8 protein-coding genes are annotated in these 15,232 nt (G+C 74.4%); 5 read left to right on the forward strand and 3 right to left on the reverse strand.

Annotation, left to right across the window (positions count from 1 at the left end):
* Window positions 1–208: 208 nt before the first annotated feature.
* The 3 genes from E6U81_RS14180 to E6U81_RS14190 form a co-directional block, all read right to left on the reverse strand.
* Window positions 209–1,669: a glutamate synthase subunit beta gene (locus E6U81_RS14180; RefSeq protein WP_136230448.1), complete on the reverse strand. Its 1,461-nt coding sequence runs from the start codon at window positions 1,667–1,669 to the stop codon at window positions 209–211.
* A complete protein-coding gene (gene gltB / locus E6U81_RS14185; RefSeq protein ID WP_168714634.1) occupies window positions 1,662–6,200 on the reverse strand; it encodes a glutamate synthase large subunit in 4,539 nt (1,512 codons plus the stop codon). Before gltB ends, E6U81_RS14180 begins: the two co-directional genes overlap by 8 nt.
* A gap of 425 nt (window positions 6,201–6,625) precedes the next feature.
* On the reverse strand, window positions 6,626–7,357 hold the full coding sequence (locus E6U81_RS14190; protein ID WP_136230450.1) for a VIT1/CCC1 transporter family protein: 732 nt from the start codon (window positions 7,355–7,357) through the stop codon (window positions 6,626–6,628).
* Window positions 7,358–7,617: 260 nt separating this feature from the next.
* Between E6U81_RS14190 and E6U81_RS14195 the strand changes: the two genes are divergently transcribed.
* The 5 genes from E6U81_RS14195 to rbsK all read left to right on the forward strand — a co-directional run bounded on the left by E6U81_RS14195 (window position 7,618) and on the right by rbsK (window position 15,193).
* Complete coding sequence (locus E6U81_RS14195; RefSeq protein WP_240803805.1) at window positions 7,618–8,604, forward strand: ADP-ribosylglycohydrolase family protein; 987 nt, start codon at window positions 7,618–7,620, stop codon at window positions 8,602–8,604.
* Between the two features lie 977 nt (window positions 8,605–9,581).
* A complete protein-coding gene (locus tag E6U81_RS14200) occupies window positions 9,582–10,754 on the forward strand; it encodes an ADP-ribosylglycohydrolase family protein (RefSeq protein WP_240803818.1) in 1,173 nt (390 codons plus the stop codon).
* Window positions 10,755–10,761: 7 nt separating this feature from the next.
* Window positions 10,762–11,904 (forward strand): ADP-ribosylglycohydrolase family protein, encoded by a 1,143-nt coding sequence (locus E6U81_RS14205; RefSeq protein ID WP_136230452.1) that lies wholly within the window; start codon window positions 10,762–10,764, stop codon window positions 11,902–11,904.
* Between the two features lie 593 nt (window positions 11,905–12,497).
* Window positions 12,498–14,183 carry an ADP-ribosylglycohydrolase family protein gene (locus tag E6U81_RS14210; RefSeq protein WP_136230607.1) on the forward strand — a complete coding sequence of 562 codons (1,686 nt, stop codon included), beginning with the start codon at window positions 12,498–12,500 and terminating at the stop codon, window positions 14,181–14,183.
* The gene (gene rbsK / locus E6U81_RS14215) at window positions 14,180–15,193 is read left to right on the forward strand and encodes a ribokinase (protein ID WP_136230453.1); all 1,014 of its coding nucleotides are present in this window, start codon (window positions 14,180–14,182) and stop codon (window positions 15,191–15,193) included. The genes E6U81_RS14210 and rbsK overlap by 4 nt, the downstream gene beginning before the upstream one ends.
* Window positions 15,194–15,232 lie beyond the last annotated feature (39 nt).

A 15,232-nucleotide genomic window follows, 5' to 3' on the forward strand; every position in this document is an offset into this window, starting at 1 on the left:
CGCTTCCGCAGTGCCCTTGCTCCACGAAAAGCGTAGTCCTCACACCACCTGCGGCATCTGCGGAACGTATTCATACGACTACCCAACGCCACAGCGCCCGCCACCCCTGGTCGGGGACGTGGCGGGCGCTGCGTCGGGTGTTCCGTACGCCGTTGTACGGACCGTATGAGGGGTCCCGCCCTTCGCGGGGCGGGGGTGCTTGCCGGTGCTACACCGTCAGCGAGCGGTCCGTCGGCTTGACCGGGTACGGGAGGGCGCTGCTGCCGGTCAGGAAGCGGTCCACGCCGCGGGCGGCCGAGCGGCCCTCCGCGATGGCCCAGACGATGAGCGACTGGCCGCGGCCCGCGTCGCCGGCGACGAAGACGCCGTCGACGTTGGTCGCGTAGGAGGCGTCGCGGTCGATGTTGCCGCGGGCGTCCAGCTCCACGCCGAACTGCTGGGTCAGGCCGTTCGCCTGGTCGGTGCCCGTGAAGCCCATCGCCAGGGTCACCAGCTGCGCGGGGAGGACGCGCTCGGTGCCGGGCTTCTGGACGAGCTTGCCGTCGACGAACTCGACCTCGACCAGGTGCAGGGCCTTGACGTTGCCGTCCTCGTCGCCCTCGAAGTGGGTGGTGGAGACGGAGTAGACCCGCTCGCCGCCCTCCTCGTGGGCCGAGGTGACCTTGTAGAGCATCGGGAAGGTCGGCCACGGCTGGTTGGCGTTCCGGTCCTCGCCCGGCTTCGGCATGATCTCCAGCTGCGTGACCGAGGCCGCGCCCTGGCGGTGGGCGGTGCCGACGCAGTCCGCTCCGGTGTCGCCGCCGCCGATGACGACCACGTGCTTGCCCTCGGCGGTGATGGGCGGGGCCAGGAAGTCGCCCTCCTGGACCTTGTTCGCGAGCGGCAGGTACTCCATCGCGAAGTGGATGCCGTTCAGCTCGCGGCCCGGGACCGGCAGGTCGCGGGAGACGGTGGCGCCCGCCGCGACGACGACCGCGTCGAACCGCTTGCGCAGGTCGGTGGCCGTGATGTCACGGCCGACCTCGATGCCGGTGCGGAACTTGGTGCCCTCCGCGCGCATCTGCTCGATGCGGCGGTTGATGTGCACCTTCTCCATCTTGAACTCGGGGATGCCGTAGCGGAGCAGGCCGCCGATGCGGTCCGCGCGCTCGTACACGACGACGGTGTGGCCGGCCCGGGTCAGCTGCTGGGCGGCGGCCAGGCCGGCCGGGCCCGAGCCGATCACGGCGACGGTCTTGCCGGACAGGCGCTCGGGGGCCTGCGGGGTGACGTCCCCGTTGTCCCACGCCTTGTCGATGATCGAGACCTCGACGTTCTTGATGGTGACGGCCGGCTGGTTGATGCCGAGCACGCACGCCGACTCGCACGGGGCGGGGCACAGGCGGCCCGTGAACTCCGGGAAGTTGTTCGTCGCGTGCAGCCGCTCCGACGCCGCCGCCCAGTCGTCGCGGTAGGCGTAGTCGTTCCACTCGGGGATCAGGTTCCCGAGCGGGCAGCCGTTGTGGCAGAACGGGATGCCGCAGTCCATGCAGCGGCCGGCCTGCTTGCTGATGATCGGCAGCAGGGAGCCCGGGACGTAGACCTCGTTCCAGTCCTTCAGCCGGTCGGCGACGGGACGGGAGCAGGCGGTCTCGCGCGTGGTGGTGAGGAAGCCCTTCGGGTCAGCCATTGGTCGCCGCCTCCATCATCTTCTCCGTGGTCTCGGATTCCGAGAGTCCGGCGAGCTCAGCGGCGTCCTTGGCGGCGAGCACTGCCTTGTACGTGGTGGGGATGATCTTGCTGAAGCGGTCCACCGCGACGGACCAGTCAGCCAGGAGCTTCGCGGCCACGGTCGAGCCGGTCTCCTCCTCGTGGCGGCGCACCACATCGTGCAGCCACTGCTTGTCGGTGTCGGACAGGGCTTCGACCGCGCCCGCGTTGCCGACGTTGACGTTGTGCGGGTCGAGGTCGATGACGTACGCGACGCCACCCGACATGCCGGCCGCGAAGTTGCGGCCCGTCTCGCCCAGGACGACCGCCGTGCCGCCGGTCATGTACTCGCAGCCGTGGTCGCCCACGCCCTCCGAGACGACCAGGGCACCGGAGTTGCGGACGCAGAAGCGCTCGCCGGTGCGGCCGCGCAGGAACATCTCGCCGCCGGTGGCCCCGTAGCCGATGGTGTTGCCGGCGATGGTGGAGTACTCGGCGAGGTGGTCGGCGCCGCGGTCCGGGCGGACCACGATCCGGCCGCCGGAGAGGCCCTTGCCGACGTAGTCGTTGGCGTCGCCCTCCAGGCGCAGGGTGACGCCCTTCGGCACGAAGGCGCCGAAGGACTGGCCGGCGCTGCCCGTGAAGGTCAGGTCGATGGTGTTGTCGGGCAGGCCCGCGCCACCGAACTTCTTGGTGACGTGGTGGCCGAGCATCGTGCCGACGGTCCGGTTGATGTTCCGGATGGCGACCTGGGCGCGGACCGGCAGGGCCGCCTCGGCGGACTCGGCGTTCAGCGCGTCCGACGCGAGCTCGATCAGCTCGTTGTCGAGGGCCTTCTCCAGACCGTGGTCCTGCTCGATCAGGGCGTGGCGGACCGCGCCCTCGGGCAGCTCGGGAACGTAGAAGAGCGGCTCCAGGTCGAGGCCCTGCGCCTTCCAGTGCGAGACGGCCTTGGTGGTGTCGAGGAGCTCGGCGTGGCCGACGGCCTCCTCGATCGTGCGGAAGCCCAGCTCGGCGAGGATCTCGCGCACCTCCTCCGCGATGAACTCGAAGAAGTTGACGACGAACTCGGGCTTGCCGGAGAAGCGGTCCCGCAGGACCGGGTTCTGGGTGGCGATGCCGACCGGGCAGGTGTCCAGGTGGCAGACGCGCATCATGACGCAGCCGGAGACGACGAGCGGTGCGGTCGCGAAACCGAACTCCTCGGCGCCGAGCAGCGCGGCGATGACCACGTCGCGGCCGGTCTTGAGCTGGCCGTCGGTCTGGACGACGATGCGGTCGCGCAGGCCGTTGAGCAGCAGGGTCTGCTGGGTCTCGGCGAGGCCGAGCTCCCAGGGGCCGCCCGCGTGCTTGAGCGAGGTGAGCGGGGAGGCGCCCGTACCGCCGTCGTGGCCGGAGATCAGGACGACGTCCGCGTGGGCCTTGGAGACACCTGCCGCGACCGTGCCGACGCCGACTTCGGAGACCAGCTTCACGTGGATGCGGGCGACCGGGTTGGCGTTCTTGAGGTCGTGGATCAGCTGGGCCAGGTCCTCGATGGAGTAGATGTCGTGGTGCGGCGGCGGGGAGATCAGGCCGACGCCCGGGGTGGAGTGCCGGGTCTTGGCGACCCACGGGTAGACCTTGTGGCCGGGCAGCTGGCCGCCCTCGCCGGGCTTGGCGCCCTGCGCCATCTTGATCTGGATGTCGTCCGCGTTGACCAGGTACTCGCTCGTCACACCGAAGCGGCCGGAGGCGACCTGCTTGATGGAGGAGCGGCGCGCCGGGTCGTACAGGCGGTCCGGGTCCTCGCCGCCCTCACCGGTGTTGGACTTGGCGCCCAGCTGGTTCATGGCGATGGCGAGGGTCTCGTGCGCCTCCTTGGAGATGGAGCCGTACGACATGGCGCCGGTGGAGAAGCGCCTGACGATCTCGGAGACCGGCTCGACCTCGTCGATCGAGATCGACGGGCGGTCGGACTTGAAGCCGAAGAGGCCGCGGAGCGTCATGAGGCGCTCGGACTGCTCGTTCACGCGGTCCGTGTACTGCCGGAAGATGTCGTACCGGCGGTTGCGGGTGGCGTGCTGGAGGCGGAAGACCGTCTCCGGGTCGAACAGGTGCGGCTCGCCCTCGCGGCGCCACTGGTACTCGCCGCCGATCTCCAGCGCGCGGTGCGTGGCGGCGACGCCGGAGACGGGGTACGCCTTGGCGTGGCGGGCGGCCACCTCCTTGGCGATGACGTCCAGGCCGGCGCCGCCGATCTTGGTGGCGGTGCCGTTGAAGTAGGTCTCGACGAACTCGTCGTTCAGGCCGACGGCCTCGAAGACCTGGGCGCCGCGGTAGGAGGCGACGGTGGAGATGCCCATCTTGGACATGACCTTCAGGACGCCCTTGCCGAGTGCGTAGATCAGGTTCTTGATGGCCTGCTCCGGCTCCAGGCCGGACAGGAAGGTACCGGCGCGCAGCAGGTCCTCGACGGACTCCATGGCGAGGTACGGGTTGACCGCGGCGGCGCCGTAGCCGATGAGCAGGGCGACGTGGTGGACCTCGCGGACGTCGCCGGCCTCGACCAGCAGGCCCACCTGGGTGCGCTGCTTGGTGGCGATGAGGTGGTGGTGCACGGCGGCGGTGAGCAGCAGCGACGGGATCGGCGCGTGCTCGGCGTCGGAGTGGCGGTCCGAGAGGACGATCAGGCGGGCGCCGTTGGCGATGGCCGCGTCGGCCTCGGCGCGGATCTGCTCGATCCGGGCGGCGAGTGCCTCTCCGCCGCCGGAGACCCGGTAGAGGCCGGAGAGCGTGGCGGCCTTCATGCCGGGCATGTCGCCGTCGGCGTTGATGTGGATGAGCTTGGCCAGCTCGTCGTTGTCGATCACCGGGAAGGGCAGGGTGACGCTGCGGCAGGACGCGGCGGTGGGCTCCAGCAGGTTGGACTGCGGGCCGATCGAGGAGAGCAGCGAGGTGACGAGCTCCTCGCGGATGGCGTCCAGCGGCGGGTTGGTGACCTGCGCGAACAGCTGGGTGAAGTAGTCGAAGAGCAGCCGGGGGCGCTCGGACAGGGCCGCGATCGGGGAGTCCGTGCCCATGGAGCCGAGCGGCTCGCCGGCGGTACGGGCCATCGGCGCGAGGATGACGCGCAGCTCTTCCTCGGTGTAGCCGAAGGTCTGCTGGCGGCGGGTGACCGAGGCGTGCGTGTGCACGATGTGCTCGCGCTCGGGCAGGTCCGTCAGCTCGATCTCGCCGGTCTCCAGCCATTCGGCGTAGGGGGCGGCGGTGGCGAGCTCGTTCTTGATCTCGTCGTCCTCGACGATCCGCTTCTGGGCGGTGTCGACGAGGAACATCCTGCCGGGCTGCAGGCGGCCCTTGCGGACGACCTTGGCCGGGTCGATGTCGAGGACGCCGACCTCGGAGCCGAGGACGACGAGGCCGTCGTCGGTGACCCAGTAGCGGCCGGGGCGCAGGCCGTTGCGGTCGAGGACCGCGCCGACCTGGGTGCCGTCGGTGAAGGTGACGCAGGCGGGGCCGTCCCAGGGCTCCATCAGCGTGGAGTGGTACTGGTAGAAGGCGCGGCGGGCCGGGTCCATGGAGGTGTGGTTCTCCCACGCCTCCGGGATCATCATCAGCACGCTGTGCGGCAGCGACCGGCCGCCGAGGTGGAGCAGCTCCAGGACCTCGTCGAAGGAGGCCGAGTCGGAGGCGTCCGGGGTGCAGATCGGGAAGATGCGGTCCAGCACGCCGTCGCCGAAGGCTTCCGACGCCAGCTGGGACTCGCGGGCCTTCATCCAGTTCCGGTTGCCCTTGACCGTGTTGATCTCGCCGTTGTGCGCGACGAAGCGGTACGGGTGGGCGAGCGGCCAGGACGGGAAGGTGTTCGTGGAGAACCGGGAGTGGACCAGGGCGAGCGCCGAGGCGAAGCGGCGGTCGGAGAGGTCCGGGAAGAAGGGCTCCAGCTGGCCGGTGGTCAGCATGCCCTTGTAGACGATGGTGCGGGCGGAGAGCGACGGGAAGTACACGCCGGCCTCGCGCTCGGCGCGCTTGCGCAGCACGAACGCCTTGCGGTCCAGCTCGATGCCGGTGCTGCCGTTGCTCACGAAGAGCTGTCGGAAGGCGGGCATGGTGGCGCGGGCGCCGTTGCCGAGCAGGTCGGGGGTGACCGGGACCTCGCGCCAGCCGAGGACCGTGAGGTTCTCTTCTTCGGCGATGGCCTCGATCTGCTCCGCGGCGGCGGCCTGTGCGGCGCCGTCGGCGGGGAGGAAGGCGATGCCGACGGCGTACGCGCCGGCTTCGGGGAGCTCGAATCCGGCGACTTCGCGGAGGAAGGCGTCCGGCACCTGGGACAGGATTCCCGCGCCGTCGCCGGAGTCCGGCTCGGAGCCGGTGGCGCCACGGTGCTCGAGGTTCCGCAGAACGGTCAGGGCCTGCTCAACGAGTGTGTGGGTGGCCTCGCCGGTGAGGTTCGCCACGAATCCGACGCCGCAGGCGTCCTTCTCGTTGCGCGGGTCGTACATGCCCTGCTGGGCGGGGCGACCGTCCATGGGCGACCAGGCGGTGTTCAGGCCGGTCGCGGAGTGCGTGGATGCGGAACGCATCGGCTCTCCCGTCGTCGTCGTGGCATATGTGCGTGCCGAGGGACGACGTTGGCCCTCTGCGAAATTTCGTGCAGATTACATGATGACGACAATCCCGAGAAGCGGATACGCCATTCCAGCATGCGGACACTGCGCGAGGCGGAAAGAGGGGACTTTCGCGGCGCTCTACGGGCGGATCGCGGGGTGGCAGGGGGCAATCCCGGCTGTTCCCGCGCATCCCGGCGTATCGCGTGGGGCGAAGGTCCCGGCACAGGGCGAGCATCGTTGCCCGCCCGGAGTCCTTGAGTGATGCCCGGCGGACACGGGATCGAAACCGCCGAGTAACGGACTACTTATGTTGCGTACTGCATAGTGTCTCACTCCGAGGGCGGTCAGCCTATGGCTCCGCCGATCCAGGTTCCCAGGACGTACGTCACACCGGCGGCGGCGCCGCCGAGCAGCAGCTGGCGCAGGCCGCTGTACCACCACGACCGGGCGGTGACCCGGGCGACGACCGCGCCGCAGGCGAAGAGCCCGGCGAGGGCGAGCAGGACCGCCGGCCACAGCGCCGTGGCGCCGAGCAGGTACGGCAGTACGGGGAGCAGCGCGCCCAGCGCGAAGGAGCCGAAGGACGAGACGGCGGCGACGAGCGGCGACGGCAGGTCGTCGGGGTCGATGCCGAGCTCCTCGCGGGCGTGGATCTCCAGGGCCTGCTCCGGATCGCGGGACAGCTGCATGGCGACCTCACGGGCGAGCGCCGGCTCGACGCCGCGGGAGACGTAGAGCTCGGCGAGCTCCTCCATCTCGTCGATCGGGTGCTTGCGCAGCTGCTGCCGCTCGATGTCGAGCTCGGCGAGGACCAGCTCGCGCTGCGAGGCCACGGAGGTGTACTCGCCGGCGGCCATCGAGAAGGCTCCGGCGGCGAGTCCGGCCAGGCCGGTGATCACGACGGTCTGCGGGGCGACGGCCCCGCCGGCCACGCCGGTCATCAGGGCGAGGTTGGAGACGAGCCCGTCCATCGCACCGAAGACGGCCGGCCGCAGCCATCCACCGTTGACGTCGCGGTGAGTGTGGTTGTCGCGGTGGGCGGTGTGCAGCGGTGCTTCGATGTCGATGATGGACATGCGGTGCTATCTCCCCAATTGTCTTTACGGACGCCGTGACGCGTCCGGCCCCCCCTGAACACCTCGAAACTACGCACGATTTTCGTGGCCCGCCAGCAAGGAAGGCCGTACTTACCTGCGGTTTTGCGCCTCGGCGACCGGGTGACGCCGGTGTTCGCGGGGTGTTTCGCGGCACGCGACAAACCGCATGACATGGCACAAATCCCCCAAGGGCCCATGATGGGCCCCATCCACGTGGGAGAGGCGCGCCAATGGAGCCGGTGAAGCAGATTGCATGCAATCCGCAGGTCCTCCTCGAACGGGCCCGGGGCGCTCTTCTGGGACTTGCGGTGGGCGACGCGCTCGGCGCCCCCGCGGAGAACATGAAGCCGTCGGAGATCCGGGCGAAATGGGGCCGCATCGAGGGCTTCGTGTCGGACGACCCGGCCGGTACGGACGACACCGAGTACGCGATCTTCTCGGGGCTGCTCCTGGCCCGCCACGGCTCGGCGCTCACCGTCAGCCACGTCGAACGGGCGTGGCACCACTGGATCGCGGACCTCGACGAAGGCCCCTTCCGGGGGGCGGGGTTCTCCGAGCGCGGCACGCTGGAGAACCTCCGCCGCGGCCTGGCGGCCCCCATCTCCGCCCAGCACCGGCACGCGTGGTCGGACGGACTGGCCATGCGGGCCGCGCCGTTCGGCGTCTTCGCGGCGGGTCGGCCCGCCGAGGCGGCGCGGCTGGTCGCCATCGACGGCACGGTCAGCCATGACGGCGAGGGCATCTACGGCGGCCAGGCGGTGGCGGCGGGCGTGGCGGCGGCCATGGCGGGCGGCAGCGCGGCGTCCGTGATCTCCGCGGCCCTCTCGGTCATCCCGTCGGACTCGTGGACGGCCCGCTCCCTGCGCCGCGCGGTCACCGCCGCCCCGCGCGGGGAACGGGCGGTGCGCTCGGCGGTGGTCATCGGCGGCTACCCGTGGACGGACCTGGCGCCGGAGGCGGTGGGCCTGGCGTTCGGCGCCTTCGCCGCCTGCCGCGGCGACTTCTCCTCCTCCGTGCTCACCGCTGTGAACATGGGCCGCGACGCGGACACCACGGCCGCGGTGGCGGGCGCACTGGCCGGCGCGATGTCGGGGGCCGCGGCGATCCCCGCCGCCTGGGGATCGGCCATCGGCCCGGTGCGCGGCAGCTGCCTCCCGTCGATGCGGGGCTACCACGTCCTGGACATCGCGGACCTCCTCACCCCCGAATACGAGGCCGCCCGATGACCTTGCACTCCTCCGGCGAATCCACGCCGCGACAGCCCGCCCGGACGGACCGGTCGTCCCCGGCGGCCCCGGCGGCCCCCGGCCCGGACGGGCACCCGCAGACCGCACCACCCGGCCTGCCGGCGAGCCACGGAGCCGGGGCACACCCGGTCCCGACGGGCCTCCCGGCCCGGGACACCCCGCGGCCGGAGGCCCGGCGGTGGCCCGTACCCGCCGACGGCGCGAAGCCCCTCGCGGAGCACGGCCCGAGGGTCGGCGCGGGCGAGGACCCGGCCCCGGAGACCCGGCCACGGCCCATGCCGGCGCGCCTGGCGCCGGGCCGCGGGGCCGGGGCGCAGCGCGGCGCGGACGACCGCTCCGGGTGGGGCACCCCACCGGACCGGGCCGCCCCCGGCCCGGACGCGGGGTCGGGCTGGTGCCCCGTGCCGACCAGGGAGGCGGCAGGCCGCAGCACCGAGGCCCAGCCGGTGGCGACCGGTCTCCCGGAACGGGGCACCCCGGCGGACCGACCCGCACCCGCGCCGGAGGCCCGGCGGTGGCGGCCCGTACCGGCCTGCCCTGCGGCGGACGCCCGGCCACTGCCCGTACCGACGGACCTCCCCACAGAGCCGGCCGGTTCGGCCGCCCTCGGCCAGGGGCCGGGGAGCGGGCCGGCGGAGCCCGGGGCAGGGGCACGGCCGCTGCCCGTACCCGCCGATCGCGCGGCCCGCACGGAACCGGGACCCGACGGGCGGCCGCGGCCCGTGCCGACCAGCGGGGCAGCGGGCCTCGGCACAGGGCCCCGGCCGGTGGCGACCGGTCTCCCGGAACGGGGCACCCCGGCGGACCGACCCGCACCCGCGCCGGCGTTGGGCGTGCAGCCGCGGCCCGCACCGACCGACCCGGCGGAGCCCGGGGCGGGAGTACGGCTGCTGCCCGTACTGGTCGGGCGGTCCGCCGGGCTGCCGGCGCCGGACGAGGCGGGCGCGCTGCGGGCCGTGATCCGGGCCACCGCCCACCCCGCCGAGCACCCCGCAGGGGCCCCGGCGGGGGACCGCCGCCCCATCGAGGGCCTCCTCCTCGGGCTCGCGGCGGGCGACGCGGCCGGCTGGCCCGCGGCCCGCCACCGCGCCAGCCGGATGCCCGAGTGGACCCGCCGCCTCACCCGCGAGCTCGACACCTTCGCCGAGCAGAACGCCACCACCACCCTCCCCGTCCCCATCGCCCTCAACCAGCCCCCGGAGCCGCTGCGCCTCGGCCCGTCCGACGACGCCGAATGGGCGGCCTTCGTCGCCGAGTCCGTGCTCACCGCCGCCGGCGTCCTCCTCAGCGACCTCTCCCGTTCCCGCCGCATGCGCGCCGCCATCGACCTCGCCTGGAACGCCCTCGCCTCCGAGGTCGCCGCGGCCGCGGAACGCGCGCCCGAGGTGGAGTCCGCCGTACTCCCCCTCCGCGCCCGCATCTCCGTACGCGCCGGCCTCGGCAACCTCGCCACCGGCCTGCGCCCGCCGGCCACCGGCCACGACAACCCGCACTATTTCGACGACGCCGCCTGCGTCCGCGCCTGCGTCCTCGCCGTCGTGCACCCCGGCGACGCCCTGGCCGCCGCCGACCTCGCCGAGTTCGACGCGCGCTACACCCAGGACGGCGACGGCGTCCACGGCGCCCGCGCGATGGCCGCCGCCGTCGCCACCGCCCTCACCACCGCGGACGTCGACGCGGCCGTCGACGCCGCCCTCGCCCAGCTCCCCGGGGCCACCGAGATCGGCCGCAACGCCCGACACGCCGTCGGACTGGCCCGCGCCCACGCGGACGGCGGCGCGTTCGCCATCGTCCCGACCCTGGAGCACGAGATCGTGGACCACGTGTACAGCTACGGCATCGCCGCCGCCGAGACCGTTCCCGTGGCCCTCGCCCTCGCGACCGCCGCCCGCGGCAGGACGACCGAGGCCGTACCGGCCGCTGCCTGCCTGTCCCGCGTCGCGGACTCCGCCCCCGCCCTCGCCGGCGCGCTCACCGGCGCGATCGGCGGCGGCGACTCGATCCCGGCCGCCTGGCGCGAGGCCTGCCGCACCCTCTCCGGCTGCGCCCTCCCCCGCCTCGCCGGCACCGACCTCGTGGAACTCGCCGCGCTCCTCGCGCAGACGGAACTCACCTCACCCAAAGGATGATTCGGACATGACGCTCACGTTGGAGGACCGGGCCTGCGGGGCCCTCGTCGGCGCCGCCGTCGGTGACGCGCTCGGCGGCCCGGTGGAGGGCTGGACCCCGGACCAGATCGTCGAACGGCACGGCGGCCGCGTGCACGGCATCGTCGGCCCGTGGCACGAGAACTGGCGCACGGCCCGCCCCATCGCCCCGTACCACAAGGGCGACGGACACGTCACGGACGACACCTTGATGACGCACGCGCTGGTACGGGTCTACGAGACGGTACGGGACCACCTCGACGCGTACTCCGTCGCCGAGCACCTGGTCCCCGACCTGATGTCCGTGCCGCGCTGGATCCCCGAACTGGAGGCGGAGGCACTGCCGTTGCAGCGGATCTTCCTCGCGGAGAAGTGGATGGTGACCCGCCTGCACTACGCGCACGCGGACCCGCGCGAGGCCGGCACCGGCAACATCGTCAACTGCGGTGCGGCCATGTACATGGCTCCCGTGGGCATCGCCAACGCGGGCAACCCGGCGGGAGCCTACGCCGAGGCCCTCGACATCGCCGGCGCGCACCAGTCCTCGTACGGGCGGGAGGCGGCGGGCGTGTTCGCGGCGGCCGTGGCGGCGGCGTGCGTGCCCGGGGCGACGGCCGCCTCCGTGGTGGAGGCGGCCCTGTCGCTGGCCAAGGACGGCACGCGCGCGGCGATCGCCGCCGTCCGCGAAGTGGCGGTCCGCTACCGGGACTTCGAGTCGGCGCTCGCACCGCTGCGGGCGGCGGTGGCCCCGTACGACTCGGTCGGCCCGGACTACCGCACCCCGTCGCTCGACGCCCGCCGGCCGTCCCGGCTCCACGCGATCGAGGAGCTGCCGATCGCGCTGGGGATGCTGCTCGTCGCGGACGGACGGTACGAGGCGGCCGTGCTCGGGGCGGTCAACTACGGGCGGGACTGCGACTCCATCGCCACCATGGCGGGGGCGATCGCCGGAGCCCTGGGCGGCGAGGCCGTGGTCCCGGCGGTGTGGGCGAAGCAGGTCGCCGAGGCCAGCCGTCTGGACCTGCACGCCCCGGCCGTTGCGCTGGCCGCTGTGGCCCGGGAGGTCTTCGCCCGCGACCGGGCCCGCCGCCGCGCCCACGAATCGGCCTTCGCCGCGATCGCGACCCCCTGATGCCCCCGCCCCCCGACCCGGCGCCCGCCGGCCGCCGCCCGCCCAAGGCCCCGGGCACCACCGCCCCGGCACCGACGGCCGCAACCGGTGCCGCCGCCCCGGCACCCCTCGCCGGCAACGGGCCCGCCGCCCCTACGCACACGGCGAAGCGCTCGGGCACTGCCCGCCCCAACACCCCCACCACCCCCCTGGCGCCGACAGCCCGTACCGGCACCGCCGCCCCGGCACCCCCCGCCGGCAACGGGCCCGCCGCCCCTACGCACGAGCGCCCTGACGCAGGCGGCGCCCGACACCCGGCCCACGGCTCGGCCGACGCCCGCCCGCGGTCCGGCGCCGGATCGGCGGCCCCCGCCCGCGCCCGCGAGCACCCGGGCGGAGCCGTCGGCGGACACACGGCCGACCGGCCGGCGGCCGATGGACCCGCGCCGCGTGCAGCGGCCGCCACCGGGCCGAGCGCCGACACCGCCCGCGCGGCGGCCCTTGCCGGTGAACCGCCCGGTGGGCCCGCCCCCGACCTGGCGGGTATCGCGCCGCCGTCCGGAACCGGGCCGCCGCCCTCTGCGGACGGGCCCGCCCCCTGTCCGGCGGACGGCGTGCGCCTGACCTGGGCGCAGCCCGAGGACCTCGTCGGGCACGAGCTGCGCCAGGCGGCCGAGGACGGCCGGGACCCCGGTCCCGCACAACGGGCCTGGTTCGCCGCGGGCGGCCACCCGGCGCCCGAACGCGCCGGGGCCTCCCCCACCGCGGCCCCGCGGCACCTGCGGTCGCTGGCGGCCCGCCTGCTGGACGAACTCGCCCGGCTCCCCTCCCCCTCGGCCGAGGCCGAGCCCACCACCTGGGCGGCCATCGTCGCCGCCTGCCGGGCTCCTGCGGCACCGCCCCCGCCCACCCGACCGCAGCACGTCCGCCCCGGACCGTTGGCTCACCCGCAGGCCGCCGCGGCCGGACCCGCTGCGGTCGCACACCCGACCATCGGCCCCGGCCTCCAGTCACCGGCCCCCGGAACCGGCCCCGCATCGGGGTCCGGCACGGCAACCGCCGGCACGCAGCGCCACGCCGACCAGGGTCCCGGAGGCCCGAATCCGGGAACCGGTCCCGAGCCGGCGCCCCGCTCGGAGGCCGCCGAGGCCCGGCCCGCCCGGGCCCCCGCCCCAACCGCCCCCGGGCACGCGGACCCGGCCCGCGCGCCGTGGGCTGCCGCCGCGGGGGCCGGGCCCGGCGGCGGGCTGCGGGGGCGGCTCGAGGCCGCCTGGGTCGGGCGGGCCGTGGGGTGTCTGCTCGGGAAACCCGTCGAGAAGCTGCCGCTGGAGGGGATCCGGGCACTGGCCCGCGCCACCGGCAACTGGCCGCTCGGCGACTGGTTCACCGCCCGCGGCGTGCCCCCGGAACTCCTCGCCGCCCACCCGTGGAACCGCCGCTCCGCCCCCACCTCGCTCGCCGAGAACATCGACGGCATGCCCGAGGACGACGACCTCAACTACCCCCTCCTCGGCCTCCTCCTGCTCCAACGCCACGGCAAGGCCTTCACCACCGCCGACGTCGCCCGCCTCTGGCTCGACGAGCTGCCCGCCGGGCGTACCTTCACCGCCGAGCGCGTCGCGTACCGCAACCTCCTGCTCGGCCTGGAGCCGCCCGCCACCGCCACCCACCACAACCCCTTCCGCGAGTGGATCGGCGCCCTCATCCGCGCCGACGTCCACGGCTGGACCAATCCCGGCGCCCCGGCCGCCGCCGCGGCCCAGGCGTACCGGGACGCCGCCCTGACCCACACCGGCAACGGCCTCTACGCCGCCCTCTTCGTCGCCGCCGCCACCGCCGAGGCCGCCACCGGCCGCGCGGACGTCCACACCGCGCTGCGGACCGGGCTGGCCGCCGTACCGCCCCGCTCCCGCCTCGCCGGGGCGATCCGCTTCGGGATCCGCACGGCCGCCGCCGAGGACGACTTCGACCTCGTCGTCGACCGGCTGCACGCCCGCTACGGGCACTACCACTGGGTGCACGCCGTCCCGAACACCGCCCTGATCGCCGCCGCCCTCACCCACGCCGACGGGGACTTCACCCGCTCCGTCTGCCGTGCCGTGTCCGGCGGCTGGGACACCGACTCCAACGGTGCCACCGCCGGCGCCCTCGCCGGGCTGCTCGCCGGCGCCCCGGACCGGATCCCGCACCGCTGGACCGCCCCCCTCAAGAACCGTCTCGCCACCAGCGTCCCCGGCTTCGACGGCATCGGTTTCGACACCCTCGCCCACCTCACCGCACAGGAGGCAGCACGCTCATGACGGCCATCGCCGTGCTCGGCAGCACCAACATGGACCTCGTCGCCTACGTCCCCAAGGCCCCCCTCCCCGGGGAGACCGTCACCGGCCGCGCGTTCCGGACCGTCCCCGGCGGAAAGGGCGCCAACCAGGCCGTCGCCGCCGCCCGCTCCGGCGGGAAGGTGGTGATGATCGGCGCGGTCGGGGCCGACGAGTTCGGCGTACGGCTGCGCTCCGCGCTCACCGCCGCCGGTGTGGAGACGGCGGCCCTGCGCACCGTCGAGGGCGCCAGCGGCACCGCGCACATCACCGTGGACGACGAGGGCGGCAACCGCATCGTGGTCATCCCGGGGGCGAACGGCAGCGTCAACGCCCTGGAGGCGGGCGACGAGGCCCGGATCGCCGCCGCCGGCGCCCTCCTCCTCCAGTTGGAACTGCCCCTGCCCGCCGTGCTCGCCGGGGCCCGCGCCGCCCGCGCGCACGGCGTCCGTACGGTGCTCACCCCGGCCCCCGTCCAGCCCCTGCCCGCCGAGCTCCTCGCCGCCACCGACCTCCTGGTGCCCAACGAGCACGAGGCGGCCGCCCTGACCGGGCTGACCGACCCACGGCAGGCCGCCGAGGCACTGCTGGCCACCGTGCCCGAGGTGGTCATCACCCTCGGCGCGGCCGGCGTCCTCTACGCGGCGCGCGGCCGGGAACCCCTGAGCCTGCCCGCGCCCCGGGTCCGGGCCGTGGACACCACCGCGGCCGGGGACACGTTCGTCGGCGCCCTGGCCGTGGCCCTGGGCGAGGGCCGGCCGATGCCGGAGTCTCTGCGCTGGGCCTCGGCCGCTGCCGCGCTCTCGGTGCAGCGGCACGGCGCCCAGGACTCGATGCCGACCCGCTCCGAGACCGACGCGTTCGCTCTGGCCGCGTGGGAGGCAGAACCCCGGCCGGCGGGCCGCGGCGCCCCTGACGCCGCCACCGCGCCACCCGGTACGGACGGGGCCGGCCGCGCCGGCTCCGGCGAGGCCGGGACCGGAGCGGCCTCGTGACCCCCGAGCAGGACGGGAGCGTGTCGGGGCGATCCCCGC

It is taken from the genome of Streptomyces sp. A0592 (assembly GCF_004795115.1).
Lineage (GTDB): Bacteria > Actinomycetota > Actinomycetes > Streptomycetales > Streptomycetaceae > Streptomyces > Streptomyces erythrochromogenes.